We start from the raw sequence: 21856 nt of genomic DNA on the forward strand, positions 1-21856 counted from the left end.
TAGCCCTTCCGGCAAATTGTCGACGCGGTCGCGATGAAAAAAAGCGCCCCCTGAACATTCAGGGGGCGCTGTTTGATTACTGCGGTTGTTTTAAATCAGAACAGTTCATCTGAACTGTCGGCTTCGAAAATACCCCCGGCACCGCTCTCGCTGGCTGTCTCGGTCGGCTCGGTGCCTTTTTCGAAATATTCAAACATCGAAGTGAAGTCAGTCCGGTTGCTCAGCTTGCCGGTATCACGGTCAATGCGGACCTGGATGATCCCCTCCGGGAGCTGCTTGCGCTGGACCGGGACATCTTCCAGCGCTTGCGCCATAAAGGAGACCCACGCCGGCTGTGCCGTTTTGGCACCGGCCTCAGCCCCTGAAATTTGCTCTTTGTCCAGGTTGTTGTTCCAGCTGGTCCGGCCCAGATTGCGGCTGTGATCGTCAAAACCGACCCAAGCGGTGGCCACTATGTTCGGACCGAACCCGGAATACCAGGCATCTTTCGAATCGTTGGTGGTACCGGTCTTGCCGCCGACATCGCGGCGTTTCAGAACCTGGCCGCGCCAGCCGGTCCCGTTCCAGCCGGTGCCGTGACGCCAGTCACCGCCACCCCAGATATTGCTCTCCAGCATCTCGCGGATCAGGAAAGCATTTTGCTCCGAAATCACCTGAGGAGCGTAGCGCGGGGCCTGCTCTGCGTCAGCGCTGCCGCTGTCACTGAGTTCTTGTTCGCTGATGGCAATGCCGTGCAGCACGGCTTTGCTGGCGGTGACGGTATTGCCGGCTTGCTGCTGCCCGTGCTGGCACTCGGTGTCACAGACCTGGTTCGGGTTGGCTTGGTAAATCAGGTTGCCATAGGCATCTTCGACCCGCTCAATGAAGTATGGCTCGACATAGTAGCCGCCGTTGGCAAAGACCGAGAAGCCCTGGGCCATTTCCAGTGGGGTCAGGCTGCCGGCACCCAGCGCAATTGCTTCGGCGCGGGGCAAGTCTTCGCGTTTGAAGCCGAACCGGGTCAGGTAACCGATGGCATCGTCCAGACCGACATTTTGCAACACCCGAACCGCCATTACGTTCTTCGACTGGGCCAGGCCCAGGCGTAGCCGGGTCGGACCGTTATAGGTCGGTGGTGAGTTTTTCGGCCGCCAGGCGGTACCCATGCTCTGATCCCAGCGGTTGATCGGGGCATCGTTGACCAGGGTCGCCAGGGTCATGCCCTTGTCCAGTGCCGCCGAATAAATAAACGGTTTGATCCCGGAGCCAACCTGGCGCACCGACTGGGTCGCCCGGTTAAATTTGCTGTGGACGAAGTTGAATCCGCCGACCATGGCTTTCACTGCGCCGTTTTGTGGCGATACGGCGACAAACGCGGTGTTGGCATCCGGCACCTGGCTCAGGACCCAGTCCTGCTCCCGCTGCTCGACCCAGACTTGCTCACCCGGGGTGAGGATTTCAGTCGCTGCTGTCGGGGCGGCGCCCTGGCGCTCATCCGTCATATAGCGGCGGGCCCATTTCAGGCCGTCCCAGGCCAGGGTGTGCTGGGCCCCGTCTTTGGTCATCACTTGTGCGGACTTGTTGTCTACGGCGGTCACCACTGCAGCTTGCAGCGTGCCATAGCCGGGTTGCTGGCGCAGGTGCTCCATGATTTTCTCACTCGGCCAGGCTGCCTGTTTCGGCTGCCAAAGCGTGGCGACGGCACCGCGGTAGCCATGGCGCTGGTCGTAGCTCAGCAGGTTGTTGATCGCGGCAGTCTGCGCGGCTTGCTGCAGTTTCGGATCCACCGTGGTGTAAATCCGCATCCCGGAGGTGTAGGCATCCTCGCCGTAGCGCTCGATCATCCAGGCCCGGGCACGCTCGGCAAAGTACGGCGCGCTCAGCTCAATTTCTGCGCCGTGGTAGCGGGCGACAATCGGCTCTGAACGGGCCTGCTCCAGCTCGGCCTGGCTGATATAGCCTTCGTCGAACATCCGGCCTAGCACCACATTGCGGCGCGTCGTGGCGCGGTCCATCGAGTAGAGCGGGTTCATGGTCGACGGGGCTTTCGGCAAACCGGCGATCACCGCGATCTCACCCAGGGTCAGCTGGTTCACTTCTTTGCCGAAATACACCTGTGCTGCGGCACCGACACCATAGGCCCGGTAGCCGAGATAGATTTTGTTGAGGTAAAGCTCAAGGATTTCTTCTTTACTCAGCAGCTGCTCAATGTGAATGGCGATAAAGATCTCTTTGATCTTTCGCATGATCTTTTTTTCATTGGTGAGAAAGAAGTTCCGGGCCAGCTGCTGGGTAATGGTACTGGCGCCCTGCTTGGCAGAGCCTGAGACGGCGACGACGATGGCGGCGCGGGCAATCCCGATCGGGTCAATCCCCGGGTGCTCGAAGTAGCGGCTGTCCTCGGTGGCGATGAATGCATGGAGCATCTGCGGCGGAATGGCATCAAGTGACAGGGGGATCCGACGCTTCTCGCCAAATTGGGAGATCAGTTTGCCGTCAGCACTGAACACCTGCATCGGGGTTTGTAATTCAACGTTTTTCAGTGTTGCGACATCCGGGAGCTCAGGCTTTACATATTGGTAAAAACCAAAGATTGTACCGACCCCAAGAAATATGCAACCCAGTGCAAGTATAAGTAATCGCTTTATGAACTTCACTTGAGAATTCCTGTTACACCATCGTTTGACCGTTCACTCTATTTCAATCAGTAAGTATAAAGATAACTCAAAGAAAATTAACGCTATAGGTTGGTGTTTAGATGAAAAATATATTGCATGTCCGCTACTGGGAGCATAGCACGGTATGTTTCAAAACCCACTGATTGTCGGGATTGATATCGGCCACCATAGTATCAAAGCCGTGGTGCTGAGCCAGAAGAAATCACAACTGGCCCTGGTCGCTTTCGCGGAAGTCGTGCCGACGGCGCCGATTTTAAATGATCAGCATACCGTGGATGTCGGGGGGCTGTTGTCAGCGATACGTCAAATCCGGAAAAGCCTGCCCCGGGGAGCTCGTCGCACGGTTTTAGCGCTACCGGACAGCGCGGTGATCAGTAAGGTGATCCAGCTTGATACCAATCTGACCGAAGAAGAAGCTGAATTTGCCGTGACCCAGGCGTTAAGCGCGTCCTCGCCGTTTCCGGTCGATGAGCTGCGGCTCGATTTTTATCCGGCGGTGACGTCGGGGCTCGGTGAATTGTCGACAACAGCGCCCTATCAGGTGTTTGCCGCACGCAAGGCCACCTTGGATCCGCGGGTGGCATGCCTGAAAAAGGCCGGCTTACGGCCGGACGTGATGGAGCTGCAAACCCATGCGTTGCTCTGGTTGGCGACGTTTACGGCCGAGCAGTCGGGCCTGTCCGGCCAGTGGGGTGTGGTGGATATCGGCCAGCGGCTGACTGAGTTTGCGGTGCGCGCGGCCGGCAGCGGTGCCTATCATCGGGAAATCGCCTGGGGCGTCGGACAGCTGACGCCGACCCGGGAGGCGGACGAGCCGGTGCTGACGATGCCGGATGCTGAACAAAGCGAAGCCTTGACCAAGCAACTGGCGGATCAGCTTCGGCGTCAGTTCCAGCTCTACAATTCGACCCATGCGACTGCGCCGCTCGAAGGTGTCTGGCTGTGTGGTGGCGGCCAGTATGTGGTCTCGGAGAGCCTGCTGACCCGGTTATTAGGGCTGGAAGTCCGCTGGCTGAATCCGTTTCGCTACCTGCCGAATGATAAAAAGCTGGGTGAGATTGCAGGGGAGCATCTCTACAGTCAGTACGCGGTGGCGACCGGGCTGGCACTGCGGGGAGTGGCACCATGATGGAAAAACTGAACCTCCTGCCCTGGCGCGATCGGCAACGCCAGCAACACCGTCAGCATTTCTATGCATTGATCGCCGCGACTTGTCTGGTGGTGGCAGCCGGTATCGGGGGCGCCAGGGCCTACCTGGCCGGGCAGCACAGCGTGCAGCAGGGGCGAAACCAGCAGTTGGCACAGGCCATTGATGCCTTGGAGCATCAGTTGTCGATGTTGCCCAAGCTGGAGCGGCAGCGGCTGGCGTTTCATGAGCGGTTGGCGGTCATCGAGGAGATCCAGCAGGACCGGAACCAAGTGACGCATCTGCTCAATCTGCTACCGGCGGTTGTGCCGCAAGGCGTGTATCTCAATCACGTCAGCCAGGCGGAGCGTCGGGTAACTTTGGCGGGGGAGGGGGATTCCAACGGTCAACTGGCGATGTTGTTATCCCGGGCTGAGCAGTCTCCCTGGATTAGCGACGTGACCATCCACTCGATACTGGCCGGTCGCGAAGCGGATGAACCGGCCACCAGCGCGTTCAATGTCTCGTTTGTGTTGAGGCCAGCGCAGGCCGGGGCTATCGGGTCGAGTGCACAAGGAGAGAGCCGGTGACCGAATGGCAGGATCTGGAACTGGATGAAATTGCGGACTGGCCCCGGTTGCCGCAATGTCTGGCCGCGCTGGTGCTGGCGCTGGTGTTGGCGGGGGCGGGATACTGGTTTTGGCTCATACCTTCCCAGGCAACGCTGGCCGAGTTAAAGCAGCGGGAAACAGGATTGCATCAGCAACTGGTGATCCGAGCCAATCAGGCCGCGGCGTTGCCGCTGATCCGCCAGCAACTGACGGCGCTGGGCGGCCGGTATCAGCAGGTCGTTCAGCAACTGCCGGAAGAGAAAGAGCTTGCCAGCCTGTTGTCCGGCATTAATGACATCGGGATCCGCAACGGTCTCGATTTTCAACGGATCGAATGGGCACCGACGGTGGAGCACCCGCTGTTTTTTGAACTCCCGATCAGTATCGAGCTCACCGGCAGCTATGAGGAGATCGGTCAGTTTGCCGCAGCGGTGGCAGCGCTGTCCCGGATTGTCACCCTGAGTGATTTCCAGCTGGATTTGGTCAGCGAGCCGTCGTCGTCAGTGCTGTTAAAGCTGACGGTCTCGGCCAGTACGTATCGGTTCAAACCGCCGCAACAGGGAGGATAGGATGGTAGGACGATGGAGCGGATTGATCATCGCCGGACTGCTGTGGGGGTGCCAGGCGAATGAGGGCTCGGTAGAGCAGATGATTGCACAGGCGACGCTGCAGGCCACGGCGAAGACTGAAGCCTTGCCGGCGGAGTATGTCTACCGGGCGGATCCGTTCGTACTGGCCGACGAGCGGGTGCCGTTTGCCCGTCCGCGAGCGGAAGCGCGGGTGCCGGAAACGCAGGAAGAGACGGCATGCTGGCAGCCGGAAGATCAGCGCAAGCCGATGCCGCTGGAGCAGTTTGCTCTGGAGCAGCTGGAGATGAAGGGGGTGATTGGGGATGGCAAGCGGCGCTGGGCGCTGGTTTATACCCCGACACAGCAACTGGTTAAGGTACGCCGGGGAAATTACCTCGGCTTGAATTATGGCCGGGTGACCCGGGTGGGGAGCAACGGCCTGGAGTTGGTGGAAACCCTGCCGGATGGCGCCGGGTGCTGGCTGACGCGTACGGTTTCGTTACCGATTGTTGGCACGGAACCGACAGGTTAGAAAAAATTAGAGAAGTACGCATGATGAAGCGCGATTTGAGCATGAAAAGGGCGGGATGCTGGCGTTGGGACACCGCCGGAGTATGGGCGGCCGGGATGTTGCTGTGGCTGGTGGCGGCATCCGCGTCTGCCATTGAGGTGGTGGACAATAAGATCCTGGATATTGATTTCCGGCGCGATGGCGACGGACGGGGGATAGTCAGTGTTGATCTGGCCAAAACCCGGGCGCTGGTCGATGTCCGCCAGGTCGGACGGCAGCTGTATGTTGAGCTGGTCGATGCGGCGATTGACGATGACATGCTGTATGTCCTGGATGTCGCGGACTTTGCGACTGTGGTGACATCGGTGGAGACGCTGCGCGGGGAGAAAGGCACCCGGCTGAAACTGTCGATGAGCGACGGTTTCCACTATGACTATCGCCTGGAAGGGACGCGGCTCAGTGTGATGGTGACCGCGCTGCCGACGGAAGCGTCGTCCGGGCAAATCAGCTATAGCGGCAAGCCGATTTCAATTAACTTTCAGGATATACCCGTTCGAAACGTCTTGCAGTTGATCGCCGAGTATAACGATTTCAACCTGGTGGTCTCCGACAGTGTCACCGGCACGGTGACCTTGCGGCTCGACAATGTGCCCTGGCCGCAGGTGCTGGATATCATTTTGCAGGCCAAGGGGCTGGATAAGCGGGTCAAAGACTCGGTGGTGCTGATTGCGCCGAAGCAGGAGCTGGCTTTGAGTGAACAGCAGGCGCTGGAAGCGAAGCAACAGGCACTGGCACTGGCGACGCTGCGTTCGGACATTGTTCAGGTGCACTATGCCAAAGCGACGGAGCTGGCCGAGTTGTTGCGGGGCAAGGAAGAGGGTTCCAGTATGCTGTCAGAGCGGGGCTCACTGCATGTGGACGAGCGGACGAATGCGTTGATCATTCATGACTTGGGTGAGCGTATCGACAAAATCAAAGCCATCGTGGCCGCGCTGGATATCCCGGTGAAGCAGGTGCATATCGAAGCCCGGATTGTGTCGGTCAATGAAGATGATGTCGACGAGATCGGGGTACGGTGGGGCGTGTTGGGCAGCAATGGCGACACCACTGTCGGCGGCTCGATTGAGAGTAATCTCGTTTCGTCCGGCCTGCTGGAGAGCAGCGATACACCCGTGACTGATTTTCTCAATGTGAATCTGGGGGCCACCGAGCCCGGGGCGGCGCGGGTCGCTTTTCAGGTGGCGAAGATGGGCGATATTTTGCTGGATCTCGAGCTCTCGGCCCTGCAGTCGGAGAAAAAGCTGGAAATTATCTCCAGCCCCCGCCTGGTGACCACGGACAAAAAGATGGCGTATATCGAACAGGGCACCGAAATCCCGTATCTCGAGGCGTCCTCCAGCGGTGCGGTCTCGGTCGGGTTTAAAAAGGCCGTCCTGAGCCTGATGGTCACGCCGCAAATCACACCGGATAATAAACTGGTGCTGGATCTGATGGTGACCCAGGACAAGAAGGGCAGCGAGGTGAAGACCGGCACTGGGGAGGCGGTTGCCATTGATACCCAGCGGATCGGCACCCAGGTGCTGGTCGAAAATGGCGAGACCGTGGTGCTCGGTGGGATTTACCAGCACCAGATCAATAACATCATGCGCAAGGTCCCGTTATTGGGGGACTTACCGGTGCTGGGGGCGCTGTTCCGCCATAAGCTGGAGCAGTTTACCAAGCGTGAGCTGTTGATCTTTGTGACTCCGAAAATCGTCATGCAGTAGCTGCGGCGCGGCCTCTGACCGGGAATTAAATTGGGAATGAATGGCTCTAGCTATTGCCAAGTGATAGCGAGTCCTGAGATAATTTTCGGTCTTATCACGAATGAAAAGTGAGGAACTTGGCGCCTCGGGCTTTTGTAATCGATAGCCTGCGGGCGGTGTCGTTTTATTAACCGCGCGTAAAATTGCTAAAAATGGCTGAAAAACGAAATATTTTCCTGGTCGGGCCTATGGGTGCCGGCAAAAGTACTATTGGTCGACATCTTGCACAGCAGCTGCATATGGAGTTCCTGGATTCGGACACTGTGATTGAAGAGCGTACTGGAGCCGATATCAGCTGGGTATTCGATGTTGAAGGTGAAGAGGGTTTCCGTGTTCGCGAAGAGAAAGTGATCGATGATCTGACTCAAGAGCAAGGAATCGTACTGGCAACAGGGGGTGGTTCTGTAAAAAGCAAGGAAAACCGCAACCGTCTGTCTGCCCGCGGTATCGTGGTATATCTTGAAACTACCATAGAAAAACAGCTGGCGCGTACCCAGCGTGACAAGAAACGTCCTCTGCTTCAGACCGATACACCACGTGAAGTACTGGAAGAGCTTGCAAAAGAGCGTAATCCTTTGTATGAAGAGGTAGCAGACTACGTTGTCCGCACTGATGACCAAAGCGCCAAAGTCGTGGCGAACCAAATCATCAAGATGCTGGAAGAACGATAATTTATTGAAATAGAGATACTGACCATGGAACGGATCCACGTTAATCTTGATGACAGAAGTTATCCCATCTCAATCGGCGCCGAGTTATTTGATGACCCGGCGTTGTTTTCCTCTGCCATCAAGGGTGGGCAACGGGTTGTTGTGGTCAGTAACGAGACGGTGGCGCCACTTTATGCCGAACAGGTGATGGCGACCATCCGTTCTCTGCCTTGCGAAGTTTCCCTTCTTTCCCTGCCGGATGGCGAACAGTTCAAAACCCTGGACACGTTTAACCAAATCATGACCTTTTTGCTGGAAGGCAATTACGGCCGGGATGTCGTCCTGGTTGCGCTCGGCGGCGGGGTGATTGGGGATGTGGTGGGGTACGCCGCGGCGTGCTACCAGCGCGGCGTGGACTTTATTCAGGTCCCGACCACCTTACTGGCTCAGGTTGACTCGTCGGTTGGCGGCAAGACCGCCGTGAACCATCCGCTGGGCAAAAACATGATCGGGGCATTTTACCAGCCCAAAGCCGTGGTGATTGACACCCACTGCCTGCACACGCTGCCGCCGCGCGAATTTGCCGCCGGGATGGCGGAAGTGATCAAATACGGGATTATTGCCGATCACGACTTTTTCGTCTGGCTGGAGCAGAACATGGCCAAACTCCAGGCACTCGATACCGCTGCTCTGGCGTATGCGATCCGGCGTTGCTGCCAGATCAAAGCCGATGTGGTGGCCGCGGATGAGAAAGAGTCCGGGGTGCGGGCGCTACTGAACCTGGGTCATACCTTTGGCCACGCCATTGAGGCGGAAATGGGCTATGGCAACTGGCTGCACGGTGAAGCCGTCGCTGCCGGGACGGTCCAGGCGGCCCAAACTGCGTGTGAACACGGCTTACTGGATCAGGCGGATGTCGAGCGGATTATCCGTTTGCTTGCGCAGGCCAACCTGCCGATCGCCGCACCTGCGGAGATGGATTTCGATTGCTATATGAAACACATGATGCGAGATAAGAAAGTCTTGTCCGGCCAGCTTCGACTGGTGTTGCCGACATCGATCGGGTGCGCTGAGGTTGTTGCGGATGTGCCGCATGATATTCTACGTCGTGTGATTCAATCTTGATGTTGTGAACCCCCATGACTCGTGACACTGCTGTCGCTATGCTGGATGTGGACAGCCAGATCCAGCTTCTTTCCCGTGTTCAGTTCCTGACCCGATTTAGTTCCAATCTGATCCAGATCACCGGCCGTGACGGCGCGGGAAAAACCTGGCTGGCGCAGCGCTACCTGGAACTTTGGGCCGGGCAGAGCAACCAGAGTCTGCTGTTGTGTCACCCATCCCAGAGCCTGGCGCAGCACCGCTCCATTTTGCTCAAGCAACTGATCCCTCAACCCGTATTTAACGAACAAGACCCAATACTGCAAAGTCTTGAGCATATGCTGGTGGGCGGATTGCCGGTCAATTTATTGTTGGTGATCGACGAGGCGCATTTGTTGAGTGCCACACTGGTCGCCGAATTATGGGCCTTGGTTCAGAAAGCCAAGGCGACTCCGGGTTGGCAGGTCAATGTCCTGCTGTTCAGCCAGCCGGGGCGGTTGGATAAATACCTGAGCCAGGCTTCGCATGGCCAGGGAAGCACGCCGCTGGAACTGGAGATAACTGATTTCAGCGAACAGGAAGTCCAGACATTTGTTGAAGTCGTGTTTGCGTTTGACCGGCTGGAGGCCAATCGTCGGCGCAACCTGAAGGAGCAGGCCCGGCTGGTGGAGCCTTTGCCGGGGGCTTTGATGCAATTAGAGAATACGGAGCAGACAACTATGGCCGGTCGATCGTCTCGTCAACTTTCTCCCCTGATCCTGATGCTAGCCCTGCTGGTGGTGGCTGTGGCCGGCATTGGCACCTGGTTCTTCAGTCAGCCCCCGACGGCGGGGGAAGCCGATCTTGAGATGGCACCGGAGATCGCCGCCTTGTCGGTGCTCGAATCGCGGGAAACGCAGGCGCCACAACCGGCCCTGTCGACCGGACGGTTTGATGACATGCCATCCCAGTCACCGCTGGCATTACCGGCAGATGAAACCAAGCAGCCAGCCTTAACGCAGCAGCGTGCCGGGAGCGTGCCGATTGTTGAGGACTCCGGGAGCTTGCCGCCGGCTGTTTCTGTCGAAGGGCTGACGGTCGGGCGCAGTGATACGCCGCCCCGGGTTGTCGTGCCTTCGGATGTGGTGGATGCGATGCTGAGCGAGCAGGCGCTTGGCGGCAGTGGCGAGCTGGCGGCGGCAGCTTTGGTGCCATCTGCCACGGAAACCGGACTGACGCCACCCACGGCACCTGCTTCGGTGGCATCAGCGCCTCAAGACCCGGATTCAAGCGCAACATCACCGTCTGCTCCTGTGACACAAGCGGCTCCGGCGTCAGCACCGGCACTCGAAGCTGCCCCTGTCTCTGCACCGTTACCGGCTGCTGCGCCGACGCCGCAACTGGGTGTGGCCCTGAAAGCGGTAGACGCCCGGCATTATGCATTGCAGCTGGCGGCGCTGCGATCCCTGACCGCTGCGAACCAGTTCATCGCCCAATACGATATCGCCCGGATTGCCAACATTTATGAAACCCGCCGTAATGGCGAGCCGTGGTTTATCATCGTCACCGGCGATTATCCGAGCGTGGTATCTGCCCGGCGTGCCGAGTCACGTTTGCCGGCCCGGTTGCAGCAGGTTCAGCCGTGGGTGAAATCCTATGCGCAAATCCACCGCGAGATCGATCGGGTGAAATAATGGCAGCGACAGGCAGATATTTACGTGAACCGGTATCAGAGTTGGGGTGAAATGGGGTACAATCCGCCACCCTTCGAAACAATATCGGTACTGGTGGTGGTAAGCTGAATGAAAAAGCATCGTGCATTCCTGAAATGGGCTGGAGGCAAGTACTCTCTGGTCGAGGAAATCGAGCGGCATTTACCACCTGCGCGGAAACTGGTTGAGCCTTTTGTCGGAGCGGGCTCTGTATTCCTCAACACCGATTTTGAGCAGTACCTGCTGGCCGATATCAACCCGGATCTGATCAATCTGTATAACATTTTGAAGACCGAGCCGGAGCGTTATATCCGCGATGCCCGCGATCTGTTTACCCCGGAATACAATCGTAAAGAGGCATACCTGGAAATCCGAGCCGCCTTTAACCAGACTCAGGATCCGTACCTGCGCTCGCTGTATTTCCTCTACATGAACCGCCATGGTTTTAACGGCCTGTGTCGTTATAACAAGAAAGGCGGCTTCAATGTGCCGTTCGGCTCCTATAAAAAGCCCTATTTCCCGGAAGATGAAATGGGGTATTTTTCCGAGAAGGCCAAACGAGCCACGTTTGTGTGCGAAGGCTACCATCAGACGTTTTCCCGGGCCCGCAAGGGCTGCGTGGTGTACTGCGATCCGCCGTATGCACCGCTCTCGACCACCGCGAACTTTACCTCCTATGCCGGTAACGGCTTTAGCCTGGACGACCAGGCTGCCCTGGCAGATGTTGCGGAACGGGCGGCCCTGGAGCGCGAGATTCCGGTGCTGATCTCCAACCACGACACCACGCTGACCCGTCGCTTGTACCACGGGGCCGAGCTCTCGGTGGTGAAAGTGAAGCGGACCATCAGCCGTAACGGCAGCGGTCGCAACAAAGTGGATGAGTTGCTGGCGCTTTTCCGTCCGCAATAACGCCGTTCACCATCAATGCTGCTGACATCACCACCGCCCGCCTAGGCGCCAGCGGTCACCAGACGCACAATGACGATCAGCAGCGCCACAAACAGGCAAATCCCGACGATCCCGGCGACAATAAACGGCCGGGCCGAAGTCTGGCTGAAATCGGCCTGTCGGTTGCGCTCTGACTGCACCCCGAACAGGGCAGCCGCCGCGCTCAGGAGCGGTCGTGTGGTTTTCCCCGGTTTGGTTGGGTGCTGCGGGGGATGTTGGTTGTTCATGTCCCTGCTCCTTATCCGTCCTTTCAGTTGAAATGCGGCCGTTATCGTCGTCACTTGCGTTGGCCAAGCGGCTGCTCTACGCCACGCTTCCCCTTCAAGCATAGTCATCCTGACTGAATCGCTCGACTCCGTTGACCGAGAAAGCATTCAACGCTCCTTTGAAATAAGACATCTGTGCACGGATCGGGTAGAATTGCGCCGATTTCTGATCCCGTAATTACCGTATAGAGGCTGAACATGAAGGATTTTTTGATCGCTCCATCGATCCTGTCTGCAGATTTTGCGCGTCTTGGCGAAGATGTCGAGAAGGTGCTGGCAGCGGGTGCAGATGTCGTGCACTTTGACGTGATGGATAACCACTATGTGCCGAACCTGACGTTTGGCGCGCCGATTTGTAAAGCACTGCGCGACTACGGGATCACCGCGCCGATTGATGTTCACCTGATGGTCAAGCCGGTGGATCGGATCATTCCGGACTTTGCCAAAGCCGGGGCGACCATGATCACGGTCCATGCCGAAGCGACTGAGCACCTGGATCGCACCCTGCAGCTGATCAAAGAGCATGGTTGTCAGGCCGGTGTCGTCTTTAACCCGGCGACGCCGTTGCACTACCTCGATTACATCATGGATAAGGTCGATATGATCCTGCTGATGTCGGTCAACCCGGGCTTCGGCGGCCAGTCGTTCATTCCCGGCACCCTAGATAAACTGCGGGAAGTCCGCCGACGCATCGAGGCATCCGGCCGCACCATCCGCCTGGAAATTGACGGTGGCGTGAAGGTCGACAACATTCGGGAAATCGCAGAAGCGGGAGCGGATATGTTTGTGGCCGGCTCGGCGATTTTCGGCCAGCCGGATTATCAAGCCGTGATCGATGAAATGCGGGCTGAACTGGCAAAGGTGACCCGCGCATGAAGATGATTGACGGGATTAAATTTGTTGCCTTCGACCTCGACGGGACCCTGCTGGACAGTGTGCCGGACCTGGCCGATGCTGTGAACAAAACCCTGCAGGCGCTGGGACGCCCTGAAGTGACGATCGCTCAGATGACCACCTGGATCGGTAACGGCGCCGAGATCATGCTCGGCCGCGCCCTGAGCCGCAGCATCGAGGTGGATCCGGGTCTGGATCCTGCGCTGCACCGCGAGGCCCGCCAGCTGTTTGACCGCTTCTACGATGAAGGCGGCCACCGTCAGAGCGCCCTGTATCCGGGCGTGAAGGACACGTTGGATGCGCTGCGCGACGCCGGGATCCCGATGGCGATTGTGACCAACAAACCGGCGCAGTTTTTGCCGCACCTGCTGGCGCAGCACGGGATTGCCGACTATTTTGTCGACGTGATCGGCGGTGATACCTTCGCGCAGAAAAAGCCGGATCCGTTTGCCCTGCACTGGCTGATGGAAAAACACCGCCTCGCTGCCTGCGAGCTGTTGATGGTCGGTGACTCGCGCAATGACATTCTGGCAGCCAAAGCGGCCACATGTTATGTTGTCGGTCTGACCTATGGTTACAACTACGGCCAGCCGATCAGTGCCAGTGATCCCGATATTGTGCTGGATCACTTTAGTCAACTGGCTGAAGTGGTTAAACTAGGCAGCTAGTACAGTCAGCCGTGCTGACTGGATCCCCCCGTTTTTGATTTAGACAGCGGCCCCGGGCCGCTGCTTACTTGAGTGACATAGGATAATCGCATCATGAGCAAACCCATTGTATTGAGTGGCGTCCAGCCTTCGGGTGAATTAAGTATCGGTAACTATCTGGGTGCGCTGCGTCAGTGGGAACAGATGCAGGATGATTATGACTGCCAGTACTGCGTGGTCGACTTGCACGCGATCACCGTTCGTCAGGACCCGATTGCCCTGCGCGAAGCGACCCTGGACGCGCTGGCGATCTGCCTGGCGGTTGGTGTAGACCCGAAGAAAAGCACCTTGTTTGTGCAGTCGCACGTGCCGGAGCATGCGCAGCTGGGCTGGTTGCTGAACTGCTACACCCAAATGGGCGAGCTGAGCCGGATGACCCAGTTCAAGGACAAGTCGGCGCGTCATGCCAATGACGTCAACGTCGGTCTGTTTGACTACCCGGTGCTGATGGCCGCCGACATCCTGCTCTACGGTGCGCATCAGGTGCCGGTTGGCAGTGATCAGAAACAACACCTGGAGCTGGCGCGGGATATCGCGACCCGTTTCAACAACATCTACTGCCCGGACAGCCCGATTTTCACTGTGCCGGAGCCGTATATCCCGACCGTCAATGCCCGCGTGATGAGCCTGCAGGATGCGACCAAGAAGATGTCGAAGTCGGATGACAATCGTAAGAATGTGATCACCCTGCTGGAAGAGCCGAAGTCGATCATCAAGAAGATCAACAAGGCGCAGACCGACACCGAAACGCCGCCGCGCATTGCGCATGATCTCGAGAGCAAGGCCGGGATTTCAAACCTGATGGGCCTGTACTCGGCAGCGACCGGCTTGAGCTTTGCTGATATTGAGGCGAAGTACCAGGGCGTGGAAATGTACGGTCCGTTCAAGAAGGATGTCGGTGAAGCGGTGGTGGCGATGCTGGAGCCGATCCAGGCCGAGTACCGACGTATCCGCGAGGATCGCGCCTATATGGATGAGGTGATGAAGGCCGGTGCCGAGAAAGCCTCTGCCCGCGCAGCCGAGACGCTGAAAAAAGCCTTTGAGGCGGTGGGTTTCGTCCCGCGCCCGTAAGGGGTTTGATTCACATGGAAGCCGACCGTCAGGTCGGCTTTTTTATGTCCTCCGGTTGTGACGAGGATTGTTTCGGATGTCAGGGGGGCCGGGTGCGCTTTCGACTTGCCTTTCTGGTTCGCTATAGCACAATAGGGCGCCGACTTACCCGAGAGCTGATGTATCTATGCTGTTGATGATCGATAACTACGACTCCTTTACCTACAATCTCTACCAGTACTTTTGCGAATTGGGCGCCGAGGTACAGGTGGTCCGCAATGACGAGATCGACATCGCCGGGATCGAAGCATTGGCACCGAGCCATCTGGTGATTTCGCCGGGACCCTGTACGCCGAATGAAGCCGGCATATCCCTGCAGGCGATTGAATATTTTGCCGGGAAGCTGCCGATTTTAGGGGTTTGCCTCGGCCACCAGTCGCTGGCGCAGGTGTTCGGCGCCGAAGTGGTGCGGGCCCGGCAGGTGATGCACGGGAAGACCTCGCTGGTGGTCCATACCGGGCGCAGCGTGTTTACCGGGCTGAACCAGCCCCTCACGGTTACCCGCTACCATTCCCTGGTTGTGAAAGCGGATACTTTGCCCGATTGTTTCGACATCACCGCCTGGACCGAGCGCGACGGGGAGATGGATGAAATCATGGGGATTGCCCATAAAACGCTGCCGCTGGAAGGGGTGCAATTCCATCCAGAAAGCATCCTGACCGAGCAGGGACACCAGCTGTTGGCTAACTTTCTTCGCCGCTGAAACACACGAAAAGGGTTGCAACAGTAGAATATGTTGTTTCTGACGTGTCAGTAGGGGGAAATTGGCGGTTGGTCCATCCTGACCACTCTGCTATTTCCCCCTTCCGCCCTCCGCTGAGAGTCTCAATTTCGCGATCTTTATCACTCTTTTTAACAAATCCTTCATTTCTGTCGCGCCGGCCCGGCAGGCAATCTTATGCAGCGTCGGCCCCCGGGGATAGCGGTATTTCCTATATGGAAAAACACTTTTATCCGGTCAGTGGTTAATAATTCTCAGACAAACCCGCATAAATATGTATCGCGCAGAGCGTTGACCAAGTCAGAGCAGCGTTAAAAAAAATTTTCTGCTATTGAATTGGTTAATAAAATGTAAATACTATGCTGTAGAAGCAAATCACAGAAGGAAAGGATGATGGCAATGGATCAAAAAGTAGGACGTGAGCTGTTTGATGAGGTCATGGTGCCTTGTTATTCCCCGATGCAGATTATTCCGGTGAGAGGCCAGGGATCGCGGATTTGGGATCAGGAAGACCGGGAGTATGTCGACTTTGCCGGTGGGATCGCAGTGAGCTGTCTGGGACATTGTCATCCGGTCATGGTCGATGCGCTGAAATCTCAGGCGGACAAACTGTGGCACCTGAGCAACGTGATGACCAACGAGCCGGCCCTGCGCCTGGCCAAGAAGCTGACAGAGCTGACGTTTGCAGACAAAGTGTTCTTCGCCAACTCCGGCGGCGAAGCCAACGAAGCGGCGCTGAAACTGGCACGCCGTTATGCGGTGGATAAGTTTGGCCCGGAAAAATCTGAAATTATTTCCTTTAAGCAAGGCTTCCATGGCCGGACGTTCTTTACCGTGACGGTCGGTGGCCAGGCGGCTTACTCTGATGGTTTCGGTCCGAAGCCGGGCGACATCACCCACATGGTTTACAACGACCTGGAAAGCCTGGCTGAGCACATGTCTGATCGCACCTGTGCGGTCATGATGGAGCCGCTGCAGGGCGAAGGCGGGATCATTTCCCCGACGCCGGAATTCATTCAGGGCGTTCGTGAGCTGTGTGACAAGCACAATGCGCTGCTGATCTTCGATGAAGTTCAGACCGGCAACGGCCGTACCGGTGCATTCTATGCCTACGAAGGCCTGGGCGTGACGCCGGATATCCTGAGCACAGCAAAATCGCTGGGCGGTGGTTTCCCGATTGGTGCGATGCTGACCACGACCGAGCTGGCCAAGCACCTGAAAGTGGGCACCCACGGTTCAACATACGGCGGTAACCCGCTGGCATGTGCGGTGGCGGAAGCGGTGATTGATGAAATCTCCAAGCCGGAAGTGCTGGCTGGCGTCAAGGAGCGTGAGCAATGGTTCCGTGACGGTCTGGCGCAAATCAATGCCAAATACCCAATCTTCGCCGAAGTGCGTGGCCAAGGCCTGCTGCTGGGTGCAGCCCTGACCCAAGAGTGGCAGGGCCGTGCGCGTGACATTCTGGTCGCTGCCGGTGAAGAAGGTCTGATGGTGCTGGTTGCCGGGGCCAACGTGGTTCGCTTTACACCGTCACTGGTGATTGAAAAAGCTGACATTGATGAAGGGATGGCGCGTCTGGAGCGTGCAATCGCTAAACTATACCAATAAGTCCTTTCTGATTAATTGCAGCGGCTGACAGGAGCTGGCCGCTGCATTTTTGCCTGCGTAGAAGACAGGTTACCTACATAAATTCATAACGATAAGTTAGTGGCTTCATGCCGCTACCTGCATCTGGAGGGAATGCGATGCTGGTTATTCGTCCTATTACAGCAGCCGATCTGCCGGCACTGATGCAATGTGCAGAAGAGTCTGGCCATGGCTTTACGTCACTACCGGTGAACGAAGAAATCCTGAGCAACCGAATCAACCACTCGGTAGAGAGTTTTGCCAGACACGTCACCCAGCCGGGGCCGGAAGGCTACCTGATGGTGGCGGAAGATACGGAAACCGGAGAGATTGCCGGAACGACAGCCATTGAGGCTGCCGTTGGACTGGACACCCCGTTTTATACTTATCATTTGAGCACCGTGGTCCATTCATCCCGTCGCCTCAACGTTCACAATGTGGTGAAAACCCTGACGTTGGGCAATGACTATACCGGGGTGAGCGAGCTGTGCACCTTGTTCCTGCGTCCGCAGTGGCGCGAAGGCCTGAACGGCCGCCTGCTGTCGAAGTGTCGTTTTATGATGCTGGCGGAGCACCCGGAACGTTTTGATAAAACCATTATCGCGGAAATGCGTGGCGTTTCTGATGACGACGGTCATTCGCCGTTCTGGGAGTGGCTCAAAGAGCACTTCTTCTCGATTGATTTTACCCTGGCCGATTATCTGACCGGGATTGGCAAGAAAGGCTTTATCGCTGATTTGATGCCGAAACTACCGATTTACGTCAACCTGCTGAGCCCGGAAGCGCAAGCAGTGATTGGCGAGGTTCATGAAAAGACCCGCCCGGCATTGCGCCTGTTGGAAAAAGAAGGCTTTAGCTGTAAGGGCTATGTCGATATTTTCGATGCTGGCCCGACCGTTGAGTGTGACGTGCGCCATATTGAATCGGTGCGTCACTCCAAGCGTTTCACCGTTGTGATTGGTGAGGGAGCGCAAGGGCGCGATTGTATTATCAGCAATACCTCGTTCGAGCACTTCCGTGCCGTGGTCGGCAAGGTGACGCTGCAGAACGATCAGCAAGTGGCAGTGATCAGCGCCGACATGGCCGCCGCACTGCAAGTACAAGATGGTGATCAGGTTCGCCTGATTGAGCAATAACTGACGGGAGAACATCATGACACAATGGATTGCAGGCAAATGGCTCGCGGGTGAAGGCGATGCGATGCAGTCGCTCAACCCATTCAGTAGCGAAGTGATCTGGCAGGGTCAGAGCGCAACCGCCGAGCAGGTGGAGCAGGCCGTTACCGCTGCCCGTGAGGCACTGGTGAGCTGGCGCAAGAGCGACTTGAGCGAGCGCCGGGCAATTGTCGAGCGATTTGCCGATCTGGTGAAAGAGAACAGTGAGCACATCGCCCGGACCATTGCGGAAGAAACCGGCAAGCCGCTGTGGGAAACCCGTACCGAGGCTGGTGCCATGGTGGGCAAGATTGCCATTTCCCTGCGTGCCTACGAAGAGCGTACCGGCTTCAAGCAAAAAGAAGTGGCCGGTGGGACTCAGGCGGTACTGCGCCATCGTCCGTTGGGTGTGATGGCGGTGTTCGGCCCGTACAACTTCCCGGGCCACCTGCCGAACGGCCATATTGTTCCGGCTTTGCTGGCGGGCAATACCGTGGTCTTCAAGCCGTCGGATCTGACGCCGAAAGTTGCGGAAGAAACCATGAAGCTGTGGCAACAGGCGGGTCTGCCGGATGGCGTGATCAACCTGGTGCAGGGCGCACGTGCCACCGGTGAAGCCCTGGCGGGATCGCAGGGGATCGACGGTCTGTTGTTTACCGGCAGCGCCAATACCGGTCATATCCTGCACCGTCAGTTTGCCGGTCAGCCGGGCAAAATGCTGGCGTTGGAAATGGGCGGTAACAACCCGATGGTGATCTCCAAGGACTATGGCGAGCTTGATGCCACTGTCTACACTATTATTCAGTCGGCCTTTATCAGTGCCGGTCAGCGTTGTACCTGTGCCCGTCGCCTGTACCTGCCGACAGGGCCGCAAGGCGATGCGGTGCTGAAGCGCCTGCTTGAAGCAGCGTCGCAGCTCAATGTCGATGGTCCGTTTGCCGAGCCACAGCCGTTTATGGGCCCGCAAATCTCGGTTGCGGCGGCGGACAACATCATCCGCGCCCAGGCGAACCTGGTTGCGCTGGGTGGCGAGATGCTGCTGGAAGCCAAGCGTGGTCAGGGCGCGGTGGTCACACCGGGGATCATCGAAGTCAGCAACATTGCCAAGCTGCCGGATGAAGAATACTTCGGCCCGCTGCTGCAGGTCGCCCGTTATGACGACCTGGCCCAAGCGGTTGAGCTGGCCAATGACACGCGCTACGGCCTGTCGGCGGGTCTGGTGACGACCCAGGACGATGAATGGCAGTACTTTATTGACCATATCCGTGCCGGGATTGTGAACCGTAACCGTCAGCTGACCGGGGCCAGCGGCGATGCGCCGTTTGGTGGTCCGGGCGCTTCCGGTAACCTGCGTCCGAGCGCGTACTATGCGGCCGACTACTGTGCCTATCCGATGGCATCGATGGAAGGCGAGCACACTGAACTGCCGGCACAATTGTCGCCGGGGATCACAATGTAAGTCGCGTCGGTCGCGACACTGCGATTAGGTAAGGGGAACAAGCAACATGGAAAGGGTCGAACAATTGTTTAACGCGCTGTGGCAAGATTACACCCAGCGTTTGTGTCCATCAGCCGCGCAGGTCCATGACCTGCTTGAGGAAGATGAACCCCTGCTCAACGATCATATCGCACTGCGGACATTTAACCTGCCGCAGGTCGGACTGGATCGTCTGGCGGCACCGTTTATTGCGATTGGCTATAAGCCGTGTGGCAAGTACCACTTCGAAGCGAAGAAGCTGTATGCCGAGCACTTTGAACATCCGAATCCGGCGGCACCGAAGGTCTTTATCAGTGAGCTATTGGTCGGGCAGTTCTCATCCTTGCTGCAGCAAACCATTCGCGATCTGGTGAGCCAGGTGCCGGAGGCGGCCCTGAACGATCCGGCCTTCCTGTACGGCGGCCGGTTGTGGGACCTTGATTTTGCCACGTACGAGTTGCTGGCGGCAGAAAGTGAGTATGCCGGCTGGGTTGCGGCCCATGGTTTCGGCGCCAACCACTTTACGGTGAACGTGAATCAGCTGGAGCAGTTTACCGAGGTACACGAGGTGAACCACCTGCTGCGCCATAACGGTTTTGCGATCAATGAGTCCGGCGGTGAAGTGAAAGGCAGCCCGGAAGTGCTGCTGGAGCAGTCATCGACCATGGCTGATCGGGTGGCGGTCAGCTTCCTGGACGGCGTACGGGAGATCCCGGGCGGTTTCTATGAGTTTGCCAAGCGTTATCCGACGGCAGACGGCGAGCTGTATCGCGGCTTCGTTGAGGCCTCGGCGGATAAGATCTTCGAGAGTACCAACCAGTGATCGCGCGCTGAGGAGCTGTGCCTTCATGTTCGCCCATTGAGGCACGGCTGCTTCGTGAATACATTCACAGCCCGGGAAGAGATTCCCGGGCTTTTTTTTATGTCCGTCAGACTGCTCAGCAAGCGTGGCGTTGATGTCGATGCCACGGATTTTGCTACGATTTTTTTCACCGTTTTTTGCAACGGTCTTGGCCTAATGCTGGCTGTCGAGCGGCGGCACCCAGGCGGTTTCCTGATCCTGGTGGCGGCTTTCGGGATCCAACGGGGGCTGCTGCGCCAGGTAGTGGCGCGGATCGCTGAATCCGGTCATTTCGATAGTGGCGGGCAGAGCTTGCAGCACCGTCGGTGGGGTGGTGCTGGTGTTGGGTGCAAAACGTTCGATATCCATATCGTTACAATTCGTTGGTTGCTTGATCCTGTGTGACGAAGCGGCTGCTTTCTTCGTCGGTGATTATTCGGTGGTTTGCTGCTGAAAGGCTACCCGTCCGGGGATGCTCCAGTACCGGAATAGCGGTTTCGCAATATGCTCAATGTAGCATCAAATTGGCAGAGTGCAAGCCGGAGGAGCCGGCAGGGCGCAGCGGTCACAGGATTGAAGAAAGCGTTGTAACTGAAACAAGGCCGGAAATGAAAAAAGCCGCACCCGGTGCGGCTTTTGAAATAGGATGGGCTCGGCGCTTAGCGGGTGCCGTAAACCACAATGGTTTTGCCGTGGGCAGAGATCAGGTTCTGCTCTTCCAGCATCTTCAGGATACGGCCGACGGTTTCACGCGAACAACCGACGATTTGACCGATTTCCTGACGGGTGATCTTGATCTGCATGCCGTCCGGGTGGGTCATGGCATCTGGCTGCTTGGCCAGGTTCAGCAGCGTCTGGGCAATACGACCGGTCACATCCAGGAAGGCCAGGTCGCCGACTTTTTGGCTGGTGACCTGCAGGCGGCTTGCCATTTGCGCAGAAAGACGCATCAGGATATCCGGGTTGACCTGGATCAGCTGACGGAATTTCTTGAATGAGATTTCAGCCACTTCACATGGGGTTTTGGCACGAACCCAGGCGGTACGCTCCTGGCCTTCTTCGAACAGGCCCAGCTCACCAATGAAGTCGCCCTGGTTGAGGTAAGACAGGATCATCTCCTTGCCTTCTTCATCCTTGATCAATACGGCAACAGAACCCTTGACGATGTAGTAGAGAGTTTCTGCTTTCTCGCCCGCATGGATCAAAGTGCTCTTTGATGGGTATTTATGAATGTGGCAATGGGAAAGAAACCACTCTAGCGTTGGATCTGTTTGAGGTTTACCTGGAACCATATTACTAACTTCCTCTGCGTTTGTTGCCCAGCAATGACATCCCTATAATTCGCGGCTGGGCATCACAATAACATTGTTCGCCGACTAGGATATGCCAGT

Annotated in this window: 21 protein-coding genes; 17 read left to right on the forward strand and 4 right to left on the reverse strand. The window is 57.2% G+C overall.

Annotation, left to right across the window (positions count from 1 at the left end):
- Nucleotides 1-95: 95 nt before the first annotated feature.
- Entirely contained in the window at nt 96-2636 is a 2541-nt protein-coding gene (locus NH461_RS01140) for a penicillin-binding protein 1A (protein ID WP_261601543.1), read from the reverse strand.
- A gap of 145 nt (nt 2637-2781) precedes the next feature.
- Between NH461_RS01140 and pilM the strand changes: the two genes are divergently transcribed.
- From pilM to NH461_RS01185, 9 genes are all read left to right on the forward strand, one after another.
- Nucleotides 2782-3786 (forward strand): type IV pilus biogenesis protein PilM, encoded by a 1005-nt coding sequence (gene pilM, locus NH461_RS01145; RefSeq protein WP_261601544.1) that lies wholly within the window; start codon nt 2782-2784, stop codon nt 3784-3786.
- Complete coding sequence (locus NH461_RS01150) at nt 3783-4373, forward strand: PilN domain-containing protein (RefSeq protein ID WP_261601545.1); 591 nt, start codon at nt 3783-3785, stop codon at nt 4371-4373. Before pilM ends, NH461_RS01150 begins: the two co-directional genes overlap by 4 nt.
- Nucleotides 4370-4963, forward strand: coding sequence for a type 4a pilus biogenesis protein PilO (locus NH461_RS01155; RefSeq protein WP_261601546.1), 594 nt, complete (start codon nt 4370-4372; stop codon nt 4961-4963). Before NH461_RS01150 ends, NH461_RS01155 begins: the two co-directional genes overlap by 4 nt.
- 1 nt (nt 4964) lies before the next feature.
- Nucleotides 4965-5495: a pilus assembly protein PilP gene (locus tag NH461_RS01160; protein ID WP_261601547.1), complete on the forward strand. Its 531-nt coding sequence runs from the start codon at nt 4965-4967 to the stop codon at nt 5493-5495.
- 23 nt (nt 5496-5518) lie between these two features.
- On the forward strand, nt 5519-7240 hold the full coding sequence (locus tag NH461_RS01165) for a type IV pilus secretin PilQ (protein WP_410000102.1): 1722 nt from the start codon (nt 5519-5521) through the stop codon (nt 7238-7240).
- Nucleotides 7241-7431: 191 nt separating this feature from the next.
- On the forward strand, nt 7432-7950 hold the full coding sequence (gene aroK / locus NH461_RS01170) for a shikimate kinase AroK (RefSeq protein ID WP_261601548.1): 519 nt from the start codon (nt 7432-7434) through the stop codon (nt 7948-7950).
- Between the two features lie 24 nt (nt 7951-7974).
- Nucleotides 7975-9054 carry a 3-dehydroquinate synthase gene (aroB, locus tag NH461_RS01175; RefSeq protein WP_261601549.1) on the forward strand — a complete coding sequence of 360 codons (1080 nt, stop codon included), beginning with the start codon at nt 7975-7977 and terminating at the stop codon, nt 9052-9054.
- A 14-nt stretch (nt 9055-9068) separates the two neighbouring features.
- A complete protein-coding gene (locus NH461_RS01180) occupies nt 9069-10703 on the forward strand; it encodes an AAA family ATPase (protein ID WP_261601550.1) in 1635 nt (544 codons plus the stop codon).
- A gap of 108 nt (nt 10704-10811) precedes the next feature.
- Nucleotides 10812-11630, forward strand: coding sequence for a Dam family site-specific DNA-(adenine-N6)-methyltransferase (locus tag NH461_RS01185; RefSeq protein ID WP_261601551.1), 819 nt, complete (start codon nt 10812-10814; stop codon nt 11628-11630).
- A 41-nt stretch (nt 11631-11671) separates the two neighbouring features.
- Here the strand turns inward: NH461_RS01185 and NH461_RS01190 are convergent, their stop codons facing one another.
- Nucleotides 11672-11896, reverse strand: coding sequence for a DUF2970 domain-containing protein (locus tag NH461_RS01190; protein ID WP_261601552.1), 225 nt, complete (start codon nt 11894-11896; stop codon nt 11672-11674).
- 237 nt (nt 11897-12133) lie between these two features.
- Here NH461_RS01190 and rpe point away from each other — a divergent pair, with 237 nt between their 5' ends.
- The 8 genes from rpe to NH461_RS01230 all read left to right on the forward strand — a co-directional run bounded on the left by rpe (nt 12134) and on the right by NH461_RS01230 (nt 20447).
- Complete coding sequence (gene rpe / locus NH461_RS01195) at nt 12134-12811, forward strand: ribulose-phosphate 3-epimerase (protein ID WP_261601553.1); 678 nt, start codon at nt 12134-12136, stop codon at nt 12809-12811.
- Nucleotides 12808-13497, forward strand: a complete 690-nt coding sequence (locus NH461_RS01200; RefSeq protein WP_261601554.1) for a phosphoglycolate phosphatase — start codon at nt 12808-12810, stop codon at nt 13495-13497. Before rpe ends, NH461_RS01200 begins: the two co-directional genes overlap by 4 nt.
- A 93-nt stretch (nt 13498-13590) precedes the next feature.
- A complete protein-coding gene (gene trpS, locus NH461_RS01205) occupies nt 13591-14607 on the forward strand; it encodes a tryptophan--tRNA ligase (RefSeq protein ID WP_261601555.1) in 1017 nt (338 codons plus the stop codon).
- Between the two features lie 166 nt (nt 14608-14773).
- Nucleotides 14774-15349 (forward strand): aminodeoxychorismate/anthranilate synthase component II, encoded by a 576-nt coding sequence (locus NH461_RS01210; protein ID WP_261601556.1) that lies wholly within the window; start codon nt 14774-14776, stop codon nt 15347-15349.
- 411 nt (nt 15350-15760) lie between these two features.
- Nucleotides 15761-16975: an aspartate aminotransferase family protein gene (locus tag NH461_RS01215; RefSeq protein WP_261602799.1), complete on the forward strand. Its 1215-nt coding sequence runs from the start codon at nt 15761-15763 to the stop codon at nt 16973-16975.
- A 137-nt stretch (nt 16976-17112) separates the two neighbouring features.
- Complete coding sequence (gene astA, locus NH461_RS01220) at nt 17113-18129, forward strand: arginine N-succinyltransferase (protein WP_261601557.1); 1017 nt, start codon at nt 17113-17115, stop codon at nt 18127-18129.
- A 16-nt stretch (nt 18130-18145) separates the two neighbouring features.
- Nucleotides 18146-19606: a succinylglutamate-semialdehyde dehydrogenase gene (gene astD / locus NH461_RS01225; protein WP_261601558.1), complete on the forward strand. Its 1461-nt coding sequence runs from the start codon at nt 18146-18148 to the stop codon at nt 19604-19606.
- Between the two features lie 46 nt (nt 19607-19652).
- Complete coding sequence (locus NH461_RS01230; protein ID WP_261601559.1) at nt 19653-20447, forward strand: DUF1338 domain-containing protein; 795 nt, start codon at nt 19653-19655, stop codon at nt 20445-20447.
- 192 nt (nt 20448-20639) lie between these two features.
- Here the strand turns inward: NH461_RS01230 and NH461_RS01235 are convergent, their stop codons facing one another.
- Nucleotides 20640-20834 (reverse strand): hypothetical protein, encoded by a 195-nt coding sequence (locus tag NH461_RS01235; protein WP_261601560.1) that lies wholly within the window; start codon nt 20832-20834, stop codon nt 20640-20642.
- 290 nt (nt 20835-21124) lie between these two features.
- Nucleotides 21125-21757 carry a cAMP-activated global transcriptional regulator CRP gene (crp, locus tag NH461_RS01240; RefSeq protein ID WP_036801200.1) on the reverse strand — a complete coding sequence of 211 codons (633 nt, stop codon included), beginning with the start codon at nt 21755-21757 and terminating at the stop codon, nt 21125-21127.
- Between the last annotated feature and the right edge of the window lie 99 nt (nt 21758-21856).

Origin of the sequence: Photobacterium sp. TY1-4 (assembly GCF_025398175.1) — a bacterium.
In the GTDB taxonomy this organism is placed as follows: domain Bacteria; phylum Pseudomonadota; class Gammaproteobacteria; order Enterobacterales; family Vibrionaceae; genus Photobacterium.